8 protein-coding genes and 1 riboswitch are annotated in these 12196 nt (G+C 74.3%); of the genes, 4 read left to right on the forward strand and 4 right to left on the reverse strand.

Annotated features, from left to right (window positions below):
* Window positions 1-11: 11 nt before the first annotated feature.
* Window positions 12-1508, reverse strand: a complete 1497-nt coding sequence (locus ACFZAU_RS10715; RefSeq protein ID WP_500551856.1) for a precorrin-2 C(20)-methyltransferase — start codon at window positions 1506-1508, stop codon at window positions 12-14.
* A 149-nt stretch (window positions 1509-1657) separates the two neighbouring features.
* Here ACFZAU_RS10715 and ACFZAU_RS10720 point away from each other — a divergent pair, with 149 nt between their 5' ends.
* Window positions 1658-2854 (forward strand): RNA-guided endonuclease InsQ/TnpB family protein, encoded by a 1197-nt coding sequence (locus tag ACFZAU_RS10720; protein WP_500551857.1) that lies wholly within the window; start codon window positions 1658-1660, stop codon window positions 2852-2854.
* 30 nt (window positions 2855-2884) lie between these two features.
* Here the strand turns inward: ACFZAU_RS10720 and ACFZAU_RS10725 are convergent, their stop codons facing one another.
* Window positions 2885-3517 (reverse strand): precorrin-8X methylmutase, encoded by a 633-nt coding sequence (locus tag ACFZAU_RS10725; protein WP_500464994.1) that lies wholly within the window; start codon window positions 3515-3517, stop codon window positions 2885-2887.
* Window positions 3514-4848 carry a precorrin-3B synthase gene (cobG, locus tag ACFZAU_RS10730; RefSeq protein WP_500551858.1) on the reverse strand — a complete coding sequence of 445 codons (1335 nt, stop codon included), beginning with the start codon at window positions 4846-4848 and terminating at the stop codon, window positions 3514-3516. Before cobG ends, ACFZAU_RS10725 begins: the two co-directional genes overlap by 4 nt.
* 496 nt (window positions 4849-5344) lie before the next feature.
* Window positions 5345-5429, forward strand: a riboswitch (cobalamin riboswitch).
* 52 nt (window positions 5430-5481) lie between these two features.
* On the opposite strand from cobG, the gene cobN reads away from it, so the two are divergent.
* The gene (gene cobN, locus ACFZAU_RS10735; protein ID WP_500551859.1) at window positions 5482-9093 is read left to right on the forward strand and encodes a cobaltochelatase subunit CobN; all 3612 of its coding nucleotides are present in this window, start codon (window positions 5482-5484) and stop codon (window positions 9091-9093) included.
* Between the two features lie 4 nt (window positions 9094-9097).
* Here cobN and ACFZAU_RS10740 read toward each other — a convergent pair whose 3' ends face one another.
* Window positions 9098-9829: a DUF4142 domain-containing protein gene (locus tag ACFZAU_RS10740; protein WP_499599471.1), complete on the reverse strand. Its 732-nt coding sequence runs from the start codon at window positions 9827-9829 to the stop codon at window positions 9098-9100.
* Between the two features lie 256 nt (window positions 9830-10085).
* On the opposite strand from ACFZAU_RS10740, the gene ACFZAU_RS10745 reads away from it, so the two are divergent.
* Window positions 10086-10550 carry a DUF4442 domain-containing protein gene (locus ACFZAU_RS10745; protein ID WP_500551860.1) on the forward strand — a complete coding sequence of 155 codons (465 nt, stop codon included), beginning with the start codon at window positions 10086-10088 and terminating at the stop codon, window positions 10548-10550.
* A gap of 114 nt (window positions 10551-10664) precedes the next feature.
* Window positions 10665-12194 (forward strand): PstS family phosphate ABC transporter substrate-binding protein, encoded by a 1530-nt coding sequence (locus ACFZAU_RS10750; protein WP_500551861.1) that lies wholly within the window; start codon window positions 10665-10667, stop codon window positions 12192-12194.
* Window positions 12195-12196 lie beyond the last annotated feature (2 nt).

Raw genomic sequence — 12196 nt, forward strand, 5'->3', positions numbered from 1 at the left:
CGGCCCGGGCGTCAGGCCGGGTACCGCCGGGGCGTCCACACCACCGTGGTGCCGTCGCCGCGCCGTACCGTCCTGGTCTGCGAGGAGCCGACCAGCAGCACGCACCGCATGTCGACCGTCGCCGGGTCCAGGTCCTCCAGGGTGGTGACCCGTACGGCCTGCTCGGGTCCGCCGACGTCCCGGGCGACGACCACGGGCGTGCCCGGCACGCGGCCCTCGCGCAGCACCTTCAGCGCGTTCTCCAGCTGCGTCCTGCGGCTGTGGGAGGCCGGGTTGTAGAGCGCGAGGACGAGGTCGGCGGCCGTGGCGGCGCGCAGCCGCTCCTCGACGACGGTCCAGGGCTTGAGCCGGTCGGAGAGCGAGACGACCGCGTAGTCGTGGCCGAGGGGCGCGCCCGCGAGGGCCGCCGCCGACTGCGCGGCGGTGATGCCCGGCACGACCCGTACGCGGACACCGAGGTAGGGCTCGGCGGAGGCGGCCTCCAGCACGGCGGTGGCCATGGCGAAGACGCCCGGGTCGCCCGAGGACACCACGGCGACCTTGCGTCCGCGCCGGGCGAGGTCGAGGGCGAACTCGGCGCGTTCGGCCTCGACGCGGTTGTCGGAGGCGTGCCGCGACTGCCCGGGGCGGACCGGTACGCGGTCCATGTAGGTGGTGTACCCGACGAGTTCGTCCGCACCGGCGAGCGCGGACCTCGCCTCGGGCGTCAGCCACATGGGTCCGGCCGGGCCGAGTCCGACGACCACGACCTCGCCGTCCGCCGGTGCCGGGTCCGGGGCGGGCCGTTCGTCGACGCGGCTGGGGAGCACGGCGACGGCGAAGTAGGGCACCGACTCCGGGTCGACGTCGGCGATCATGTCCAGCCGCTCGGCCTCCATGGTGGCGCGTTCGACGTAGTGCGCGTCCTCCAGCCGTCCCGCCGTCTCCAGGGCGCGGCGCACGGCGGGGAAGGTGCGGCCGAGCTTCATCACGGCCGCCGCGTCGGCGGTCGCGAGCCGGGCCGCGAGCTCCTCCTCCGGCAGCGTGCCGGGCAGGATCGTCAGCACCTCCTCGCCCTCCACCAGGGGCCGCCCGATGCGGGCGGCGGCGGCGCTGACGGAGGTGACGCCGGGGATCACCTCGGCCGGGTAGCGGCCGGCGAGCCGCTTGTGCATGTGCATGTACGAGCCGTAGAAGAGCGGGTCGCCCTCCGCGAGGACGGCGACGGTGCGCCCGGCGTCCAGGTGCGCGGCGAGCAGTTCCGCCGACTCGGCGTAGAAGTCGTCCAGCGCGCCCCGGTAGCCGCCGGGGTGGTCGGTGGTCTCCGTCGTGATCGGGTACATCAGCCGCTCCTCGATCTGCTCGGGGCGGATGTGCGCCGCGGCGATGGAGCGGGCGATGCTGCGGCCGTGCCGGGCGCAGTGGTAGGCGATGACGTCGGCGGAGCGGATGACCTCCACGGCCCGCACGGTCATCAGGGAGGGGTCTCCGGGGCCGAGGCCCACTCCGTAGAGACGGCCGGTGGTCATCGAATCTCCTTCGAGGAAACCCCGCCGTTCAGGGAGGGGAGGAACTGAGCCCCTGCTGAGCAGCGCAAGGAAAACTGGTTCGCCGCCAGGGCGGGCCCTGGCCCATCCCCACTGGTTGGCTCACAAACTGACATAGTAGTGTGTGAGCAATGAAGGCCACCCATGTGAAGCGGGCGTTCAAGTACCGCTTCTATCCGACCGATGCGCAGGCAGCCGAGCTGTCGCGCACGTTCGGTTGCGTGCGGAAGGTCTACAACCTCGCCCTCGCAGCGCGCACCGAGGCGTGGACGCGGCGGGAGCGGGTGAACTACAACCAGACGTCGGCGATGCTGACGGCCTGGAAGAAGACTGAGGAACTGGCGTACCTCAACGACGTCTCCTCCGTCCCGCTCCAGCAGGCCCTGCGCCACCTTCAGACGGCGTTCACCAACTTCTTCGCCAAGCGGACCAAGTACCCGCGCTTGAAGTCGCGGAAGAGGTCGAGGAAGTCGGCGGAATACACCACCAGCGCGTTCCGGTTCCGGGACGGCCGGTTGACCCTGGCGAAGATGGCGCAGCCCCTCGACATCGTGTGGTCCCGGCCGCTGCCCGAGGGTGCGTCGCCGTCCACCGTGACCGTGTCGCAGGATGCGGGGGGCCGCTGGTACGTGTCCCTGCTGTGCGAGGACCCATCCGTTGCACTGCTGCCCGCGGGCGGCAACGCCGTGGGCGTTGATGTTGGCCTGGACCACCTGCTGACCCTGTCCACGGGGGAGAAGGTTTCCAACCCGCGGCACGAACGCCGCGACCGCGCCCGGCTCGCCCTGGCGCAGCGGCGTCTGGCGAAGAAGGCCAAGGGCGACGGGGCCAACCGTCGCAAGGCTCGGCTGAAGGTCGCCAAGATTCACGCCCGCATCGCCGACCGGCGCCGTGACGGGCTGCACAAGCTGACCACCCGACTCGTTCGTGAAAACCAAACGATCGTGATCGAGGATCTGGCCGTGCGCAGCATGGTCAAGAACCGGAGCCTGGCCCGCGCCATCAGTGATGCTTCGTGGGCCGAGTTCCGGAGCATGCTGGAGTACAAGGCCACATGGTACGGGCGGGAAGTGATCGCGGTGGATCGCTTCTTCCCCTCGTCCAGGCTGTGCTCCGTCTGCGGTGCCTTGCGGGACAAGATGCCGCTGCACGTCCGCACCTGGACGTGTGACTGCGGCACGACCCACGACCGGGACGTGAACGCCGCGAAGAACCTGCTGGCCGTCGGACTGACGGTGTCGGCCTGTGGAGCCGGTGTAAGACCTCAACGGAGAACTCCGGGCGGGCAGTTGGCGATGAAGCAGGAACCCCTACAGCGCGAGCCGTAGGAACCCCCTCCCTTCAAGGAGGGGAGAAAGTCAAACGATTTCGCTTTCGGTCGCGAGGGCGTTGAGGGCGGCGGCCGCCAGGGCGCTGCCGCCGCGCCGGCCCCGCACCACCAGGTGTTCCAGGCGGGAGGGGTGCGCGGCCAGGGCGTCCTTGGACTCGGCGGCGCCGACGAAGCCGACGGGCACGCCGATGACCGCGGCGGGGCGCGGTGCGCCCGCCTCGACCATCTCCAGCAGCCGGAACAGGGAGGTCGGGGCGTTGCCGACGGCGACGACGGCGCCTTCCAGGCGGTCCCGCCACAGCTCCATGGCGGCGGCGCTGCGGGTGGTGCCGAGTTCGGCGGCGAGGGCCGGGACGGCGGGGTCGGAGAGGGTGCAGACCACCTCGTTGTCCGCGGGCAGCCGTTTGCGGGTGACGCCACTGGCGACCATCTGCACGTCGCAGAGGATCGGCGCCCCGGCGCGCAGCGCGGCGCGGGCGTCCGCGACCACCGACGGGCTGTAGGCCAGGTCCCGTACGAGGTCGGTCATGCCGCAGGCGTGGATCATGCGGACGGCGACCTGCGCCACGTCCGGCGGCAGACCGTCGAGTTCCGCCTCGGCGCGGATGATGGCAAAGGACTGACGGTAGATCTCCGGTCCGTCCTTCTCGTACTCGATCACGTCGTCCTCGGGGGTGGTGGGGTGCTGGTGCGGCGGGCGGTGTCCAGGGCGGCGGGCAGGCCCGCGGCGGTGGTGGCGGCGGTGGTGGCGGAGGTGGTGCCCGCCGTGGCGACGCGGTAGCGGCCGTCGGCGCCGGCGACCACGTCGACCCACGAGCCGTCCGGGTGGCCGCAGCGGCGGTCGCAGCCGGAGAAGTGCACGGGCAGCAGGCGGTGTCCCGGCTCGGGGACGGCGTCGCGCAGTGCGGCCCCGGCGTCGGCGCGTACGTCCGCGAGCGACTTGGCGCATCCCGGGCGTCCCGCGCAGGCGGTGACGCCGCGCCACGGGGAGTCCTCCCCGGTCAGGAAGCCGGCCGCGGCCAGGCGGGCCGGCGCCTCCCGCGCGGCGGCGCGCGGCAGGCCCGGCAGGACGACACCGCGCCAGGGGGTGACCCGCAGTTCCCCGGTGCCGGACCGGGCGACGTCCGCGAGGAGCCGCCACGCCCCGGTGGTGAGACGGCCCAGGCGGACGCCCACGGACAGCGCGCAGGTGGTTCCGCCGGGGTGCGGGACGAGGCCGAGCGGGGGCGGTCCGCCCGCGACGGCCGCCGAGGGTCCGGCGGACGGGGCGCCTTCGGCGCGCAGCCGCGCCGCGATGGCGGTGCCGTCCGGGTCGATGTCGGCGATCCGCCAGGCACGGGCGCCGCGTTCGGCGGCGAGCGTGAGGAAGGTCTCGGCGGCGCGCACCGCCCAGTGGGGGGCGTCGCCGGCCGGCACCCGCGCGACGGGCCGCCCGGCGAGGCGGAGTTCGGCGGTGGCGTCGGGCCTGGCGGTCAATGTCACATCGGCGCCGAGTGCGGCGGTGTCGCCGCGGCCGTCGTCGAGGGCGAAGAGGAAGCGTCCGGAGAGTCCGGCGGCGGCCGGGCTCGCGCAGAGCAGGGCGTCCAACCGCCGTATCCAGCCGCGCAGGTCGCCGTGGCCGCGGCCGTCGAGTCCGGCGAGCGGCGAGGCGACGACGCTGCGGGCCCTCTCGTGGGCCCACGAGGGCAGCAGCCCGGCCTCGCCGAGCAGCGCCGCCAGCTCGGTCCCCGCGCCGGGGTCGCGCAGTCCGCGCACCTGGAGGTTGCCGCGGGAGGTGAGGTCGATGCGCCCGTCGCCGAGGCGGTCGGCGGCCTCCGCCGGCGCCTCGGCCTGACGTATCGTCAGTAGACCGCCGGGGATGCGGATGCGGGCCAGCCCGCCGTCGTCGGCGGCGTGCAGGCGCAGCGCGCCGGGGCAGGCGTCGTCACGTCCGCGCCCCGCCGTCGCTGCGGCGAAGGCGCCGCTCACGGGGGGATCGGAGGGCGACGGCATGGCCGCGAGCATACCCGCGGCCGTCAGCGGGGCCGTCCGGACCGTGGGCCCCCGGGACGGGCGCCGGCCCGTCCCGCGGACCTGGGCCGTGGCGTCGAACGCCCTCCCCGAACCCTCGGCTGGGGCTGCCACGCTGCGTTGTCGAAGCGTCCGAGCGCCACACTGCGAGGACACTTCTCCGCCCCGCCCCGCCCCGCCCCGCCCCGCACCGCGGGCACCTTCCAGCGCGGACCGGCGGAGCCCGTTCGACGACACCTGGGCCGCATCGCCCTGCCCGGTACGCGCGTCCGCCCGCGTCGCTGCGGTTCGCCGATGCCTGCCGCCGTCGCCGTCCGCCCGCGCGCTGTGCGGCGGGGCACCTCCCAGCACCCGGTGCGCCCGCACGCGTCCGGCAATGTTCCGTCCCCCACATCGATCCGAAAGAGACGCCGAAGCCCCTTACTATGCTGGGCGGGCAGGTCATCCAGCCGCGCCCACGCCATCGACGGCATCAGCGGAGGAAACCGGTGCGATTCCGGTGCGGTCCCGCCACTGTCACCGGGGCCGGCGCGTGAGCGCCGGGCCACGGGAGCCAGGAACTCCCGCCGTCCTCCACCGGCCCGGGGCGCGGACCCCGAGGAAGGCACGTCCGACGTGATCCTGCTGCTGTCGACCTCCGACACCGACCTGCTCAGCGCCCGCGCCGCGAACGCCGCCGGCGGCCCCGTCCCGATCCGCTTCGCCAACCCCGCCCGGCTGCGGCAGGACGAGCTGCCCGCTCTCCTCGACGGCGCCGACCTGGTCGTCGTACGGCTCCTCGGCGGCCGCCGCGCCTGGGAGGTGGGCCTGGACGCGCTGCTCGCGGGGCCGCGCCCGGTGGTGGTGCTCACCGGTGAACAGGCGCCGGACGCCCAGCTGATGGAGCTGTCCACGGTCCCCGTCGGGATCGCGGCCGAGGCCCACGCGTACCTCGCGCACGGCGGCCCCGCCAACCTGGCCCAGCTGGCCCGCTTCCTGTCCGACACGGTGCTGCTGACCGGCCACGGCTTCGAGCCCCCCACCTCGGCCCCCTCCTGGGGCCGGCTGGAGCGCCCCGCCGCCGCGACCGGCGGCCCGCTGGTCGCCGTCCTCTACTACCGGGCGCACCACATGAGCGGCAACACCGCCTTCGTGGAGGCCCTCTGCGCCGCGATCGAGCAGGCCGGCGCCCGGGCGCTCCCGCTGTACGTGGCCTCGCTGCGCGCCCCCGAGCCCGAACTGCTCGACGCCCTGCGGGACGTGGACGCCGTCGTCACCACCGTGCTCGCGGCCGGCGGCACCCGGCCGGCCGACGCCTCGGCGGGCGGCGACGAGGAGGCCTGGGACGCGGGCGCGATCGCCTCGCTGGACGTGCCGGTGCTGCAGGCGCTCTGCCTGACCTCCTCCCGCGAGACGTGGGAGGGCAGCGACGAGGGCCTGTCCCCGATGGACGCCGCGACGCAGGTCGCCGTCCCCGAGTTCGACGGCCGGCTGATCACCGTCCCGTTCTCGTTCAAGGAGATCGACGCGGACGGCCTGCCCGTCTACGCCCCCGACGCCGAGCGCGCCGCCCGCGTCGCGGGCATCGCCGTCCGCCACGCGCGGCTGCGGCACATCCCGGTCGCGGAGCGCCGGCTGGCGCTGGTGCTGTCCGCGTACCCGACGAAGCACTCCCGCATCGGCAACGCGGTGGGCCTCGACACCCCCGCCAGCGCGGTCGCGCTGCTGCGCCGGCTGCGCGCGGAGGGCTGGGACTTCGGGCCCGAGGAGGAGATCCCGGGCCTGGTCTCCGGGGACGGCGACGAGCTGATCCGGGCCCTGATCGACGCGGGCGGACACGACCAGGAGTGGCTGACCGAGGAACAACTGGCCGCCAACCCGGTTCGCGTCCCGGCCGCCGACTACCGCCGCTGGTTCGGCGCGCTGCCGCAGGAGCTGCGGGACGCGGTGACGGAGCGCTGGGGGCCGCCGCCCGGCGCGATGTTCGTCGACACCAGCACCAACCCCGAGGGCGACATCGTGCTGGCCGCGCTGCGCCGCGGCAACCTGCTGATCCTCATCCAGCCGCCGCGCGGCTTCGGCGAGAACCCGATCGCGATCTACCACGACCCCGATCTGCCGCCCTCCCACCACTACCTGGCCGCCTACCGCTGGATCGCCACGGCGCGGGCGGACGGCGGCTTCGGCGCCGACGCGATGATCCACCTGGGCAAGCACGGCAACTTGGAGTGGCTGCCCGGCAAGAACGCGGCCCTGTCCGCGGCCTGCGGCCCCGACGCCGCCCTCGGCGACCTGCCGCTGGTCTACCCGTTCCTCGTCAACGACCCCGGCGAGGGCACCCAGGCCAAGCGCCGCGCCCACGCCACCCTCGTCGACCACCTGGTGCCGCCGATGGCCCGCGCCGACTCCTACGGCGACATCGCGCGCCTGGAGCAACTGCTCGACGAGCACGCCGCGATCGCGTCCATGGACCCGGCCAAGCTGCCCGCCGTCCGCGCCCAGATCTGGACGCTCATCCAGGCCGCCAAGCTCGACCACGACCTGGGCCTGGAGGACCGGCCGCACGACGCCGAGTTCGACGACTTCCTGCTGCACGTCGACGGCTGGCTCTGCGAGATCAAGGACGCCCAGATCCGCGACGGCCTGCACGTGCTGGGCCAGGCCCCCACCGGCGCCGAGCGGGTCAACCTGGTGCTGGCCATCCTGCGGGCCCGGCAGATCTGGGGCGGTACGGCCGCGCTGCCGGGGCTGCGGGAGGCCCTCGGCCTGGACGAGTCGAAGGCCACCCGGCTCTCCGCGGACGCCGCCGAGGAGCAGGCCCGCGCACTGGTGCAGGCCATGGAGGACGCCGGCTGGGCGCCGGAGTCCGTCGCCGCGGTCGCGCAGGGCCTGCCCGGGGACGTCGCCCGGGTGCTGGACTTCGCCGCCCGGCAGGTTGTGCCGCGGCTGGCCCGTACGACGGACGAGACCGAGGCCGTCGTGCACGCGCTGAACGGCGGTGCCGTGCCCGCGGGTCCCTCGGGCTCGCCGCTGCGCGGGCTGGTCAACGTGCTGCCGACCGGCCGCAACTTCTACTCCGTCGACCCCAAGGCGGTGCCCAGCAGGCTCGCCTGGGAGACCGGCCAGGCCCTCGCCGACTCGCTGCTGGCCCGCTACCGCGAGGACGGCGACGGCAGCTGGCCGCAGTCGGTGGGCCTGTCGCTGTGGGGCACCAGCGCGATGCGCACCGCGGGCGACGACGTCGCCGAGGCGCTGGCGCTGCTGGGCGTGCGGCCGGTGTGGGACGACGCCTCCCGCCGCGTCACCGGCGTGGCGGCGGTACCGGCCGCGGAGCTGGGCCGTCCGCGCGTCGACGTCACCCTGCGCATCAGCGGCTTCTTCCGGGACGCGTTCCCGCACGTGGTGGGCCTGCTGGACGACGCGGTGCGGCTCGTCGCGGGCCTCGACGAGCCGGACGAGGTCAACTTCGTGCGCGCCCACACCCGCGCCGACCTCGCCGCGCACGGCGACGAACGCCGCGCCACCACCCGCATCTTCGGCTCCCGCCCGGGGACGTACGGCGCGGGCCTGCTGCAGCTGATCGACAGCCGCGACTGGCGCAGCGACGCCGACCTCGCCGAGGTCTACACCGTGTGGGGCGGTTACGCGTACGGGCGGGGCCTCGACGGGCGCCCGGCCCGGGAGGAGATGGAGACCGCCTACCGGCGGATCGCGGTGGCGGCGAAGAACACCGACACCCGCGAGCACGACATCGCCGACTCCGACGACTACTACCAGTACCACGGCGGCATGGTCGCCACCGTCCGCGCGCTGACCGGCCGTTCCCCCGAGGCGTACATCGGCGACTCCACCCGCCCGGAGACGGTGCGCACCCGCACCCTGACCGAGGAGACCTCCCGGGTCTTCCGCGCCCGGGTGGTCAACCCCCGCTGGATCGCGGCGATGCGCCGGCACGGCTACAAGGGCGCCTTCGAGCTGGCCGCCACCGTCGACTACCTCTTCGGCTACGACGCCACGACGGGCGTCGTAGCCGACTGGATGTACGACAAGCTGGCCCGCACCTACGTCCTGGACCCGGAGAACCGGGCCTTTCTCCAGGAGGCCAACCCCTGGGCGCTGCACGGCATGGCGGAGCGGCTGCTGGAGGCGGAGTCGCGCGGCATGTGGGCCGAGCCGGACCCGGAGGTCGTCGAGCAGCTCCGCCAGGCGTTCCTGGAGACGGAGGGCGACCTGGAGGGCGGCGAGTAGGCCGTCACCCGATGGTCGGCGCCGCCGAGGCCGTGGCCGGCGGCGCGGCCGACGGGTTGACCACGAGGGTCGGCTCGCCGGGGACGGGCGTCGGCGCGACCAGGTCCTTGGGGTCGGTGGTGGGGCTGGCGGTGGTCTGCGCGACGATCGTCGGGAAGTCCACCAGCCCGGTCCGCTCCATGACCGTGATGTGGTCCAGCACGGTGTCGTTGGCCTGGTCGGCCAGCTGCCGCACGAGGCTGTTCATGGTGGTGGAGCGGACCTTGGCGATCGTGTTGAAGATCTGGCCGTGGGTCAGCCGCAGGATGTTGGCGAGCTTGCTGTCGAAGTCGCCCCCGGAGGCGGAGGACAGGGTGCCGAGGAAGCCCATCTGCTGCGGGGTGGGCTGGTTGGGCAGCGGGATGCCGAGCTGGGCGGCCACCGTGCGGTCGGCGCTGTCCAGCGCGGTGTGCCCGTCGATGAGGTGCCGTCCGGCGGTCTTGACCGCCTGCGTCGTGCCCTTCTGCTCGGCCATCTGCCCGGCGGGGAACTCCCACAGCCCGGCGAGCCGCACCTTGACGACGAACTCCCGGTCGAGGGGGGTCAGCGGGCCGTACGGGGTGGTCACCGCCTGCGCCTCGGGGGAGGACGCCGCGACGTTCGCACCGGACATCGCCGGGTACACGAGCGCCGCGATCGTGCACACCAGCGCTCCGGCGACCAGGGCGGTCCCCGCCGTGAACCGGTTGGCCTTCATCGCGCCTCCAGGGTCGGGATTCGTACGCGCTTCCGGACCGTAGGGCCCGACGCGGCGTGACGGTACTCCTGCGCGATTTCCCTGAGCGCGGGCGGTGCTTGTTGGTACGGTGCAAACTTTCGCCTGTGCAACGGAACGGGCCGGGTAGGGGCGTTCCCCTCCTGTGCCGGGGCGCGGGGCGTGTCTCTCCCCGGTCTTGGGCGGGGCGACGGTTCCCCGTAACGCGGGCGTCGGCCGGGGGCGCGAGCCTGGGCGCATGGATGCCACCGAGCTGGCGCGTTCCCTCCTGGAGCCGGTCCCGGCGCACCGGACCGCCGGGATCCAGGTGCTGCGGGCCGGGGACTGCGCCGCCGAGGTGGCGCTGGACACCCCGTACGGGCTGACCAACGTGATCGGCAGCCTGCACTCCAGCGGGCTGATCGCGCTCCTCGACGCGGCGGGGCTGGCCGCGGTGATCGCCGCGGTCGAGGCCCCCGCAGAGTTCGACGGCGTGGTGCCGCTCGGTGCCGCGGCCACCGTCGAGTTCCTCGCACCGGCACGCGGCCGGCTGGTCGCCTCGTGCGCGCTGGACGGGTCCGCGCGGCGCGCGCTGCGGACCGTGCTGTCCGGGGACGGCGACCGGGCGCGGCTGGCGACGGCCGCGGAGATCAGGGACGCGAGCGGCGCCGTGGTGTGCCGCGGCGGCTTCGACTGGAGCGTCCGCCGGATCCGCCGCGCCTGACGGGAAACGCCCGGCGAACATCTGACGGCGGGACAGGGAAGGCGCCTCCGGCGCGCCGGAGGCGCCGTACGGTGACCGCACTGCAGGAGAGATCACCGGGGAGCGGGGCGAGAGGTGGGCGACTGGCTGAGCGCCGACAACGTGGTGGCGGTGCTGACCGCGCTGCTGGGTCTGGTCGTCTCCGTCGGGGTGGTCTGGTACGAACGCCGCGTCCCGCGCCGCCGGCGCATCGGTTACCGCGTCCAGATGGACACCCCCATCGGCAGCGACGACCCGGACGGCGGGGGCGGCGCCCCCAACGTACGGCTCGGGCTCTTCAACGACCTCCCCGACATGTCGGACGCCACGCTGGTCCTGATCCGCGTCGAGAACGACGGCGGCGAGGCCATCACCGACACCGACTACACCAACCGGGACCACGACCGCGCGCTCACCGTCGTCTTCGCGGGCCGCACGGTGCGCGGCGTCGCCGTCACCGAGGCCGACTCCGGTCTGCTGATGGACCACTTCGCCCCCGCCGGGGACACCGGCGGCGTACGCCACCAGGGCAACGTGATCCACCTGCCCCGGGTCCCCCTCAACCGGGGCCAGCACTTCAAGCTGCTCGTGCTCCTCACCGGCGGCCACGTCGGCGGCGGCGTCCGGGTCACCGGCGGCATCCGCGACGGCGTGGTGGTGCCCAACAAGGCCATGCCGGTCGACTCCAAACCGCCGCTGTTCAGCCGGGCCGCCCGGTGGCTGACGATCCTGCTCACCCTCTGCGTGACGGTCCTGGCCGCCATCATCGTCGTCCGCGAGGACCCGCCGCCGCCCGTCGGCTGCGCCACCGGACGGCTCACCGTCACCGGCTCCACGGCCTTCGCCCCGGTGATGCGCGAGCTCGCCCGCCGCTACGCCGAGGACTGCCCCGACGCGCGGATCACGGTCGACGCGCACGGCAGCAACGAGGGCGTCCGCGAACTGACCGACTCCCGGGCCCCCGGCGTCCTCGCCCTCTCCGACGGTCCCAAGCCGGAGGGCAACCCGCGCCTGGAGGAGAACCGGGTCGCCGTCTCCGCCTTCGCGCTGGTCGTCAACGACGACGTCCCCGTAAGGGACCTGACGGTCGGCCAGATACGGCGCATATACAACGGCTCCGTCGTCAACTGGAGCCAGCTGGGCGGCCCCGAGCTGCCCGTCCTCCTCGTCAGCCGCAACGCCGACTCCGGCACCCGCGACCTGTTCCGCCGCCACCTCCTCGGCGGCCACGGTGAGCCCGCGTTCACCTCACGCGACTGCCGCACCCGCAACTCCCCCGAGGACAAGGTCGTCCGCTGCGAACTGGACAGCACCGACCAGGTCCTGGCGACCGTCGCCCGCCTCCCCGGCGCCATCGGCTACGGCGAACTGCGCGCCGCCACCGCCTCCCGCGGCCTGCACCCCCTGGCCATCAACGGCCGCACCCCGACCCCGGCCGCCATCGGCGACAGCAGCTACCCCTTCACCGAGATCGAGTACGCCTACACCTACGACCGCCCCGCCACCGGATCCCTCGCCGCGAGCTTCCTCAATTACATGATCCGCGGCGCCGGCCAGGACGTCGTCCGATCCCACGGCCACCTCCCCTGCTACAGCCCCGAAGGCCTCCCCCGCTGCCACCCCTGAGG

The sequence above is a fragment of the Streptomyces sp. NPDC008238 genome (assembly GCF_042956445.1).
GTDB lineage: Bacteria > Actinomycetota > Actinomycetes > Streptomycetales > Streptomycetaceae > Actinacidiphila.

What these genes read in the sequence shown, in the direction of transcription:
- ACFZAU_RS10715 (WP_500551856.1), bottom strand. Translation starts at nt 1,508, where the DNA reads ATGACCACCGGCCGTCTCTACGGAGTGGGCCTCGGCCCCGGAGACCCC.
- ACFZAU_RS10720 (WP_500551857.1), top strand. Translation starts at nt 1,658, where the DNA reads ATGAAGGCCACCCATGTGAAGCGGGCGTTCAAGTACCGCTTCTATCCG.
- cobG (WP_500551858.1), bottom strand. Translation starts at nt 4,848, where the DNA reads ATGCCGTCGCCCTCCGATCCCCCCGTGAGCGGCGCCTTCGCCGCAGCG.
- ACFZAU_RS10740 (WP_499599471.1), bottom strand. Translation starts at nt 9,829, where the DNA reads ATGAAGGCCAACCGGTTCACGGCGGGGACCGCCCTGGTCGCCGGAGCG.
- ACFZAU_RS10745 (WP_500551860.1), top strand. Translation starts at nt 10,086, where the DNA reads ATGGATGCCACCGAGCTGGCGCGTTCCCTCCTGGAGCCGGTCCCGGCG.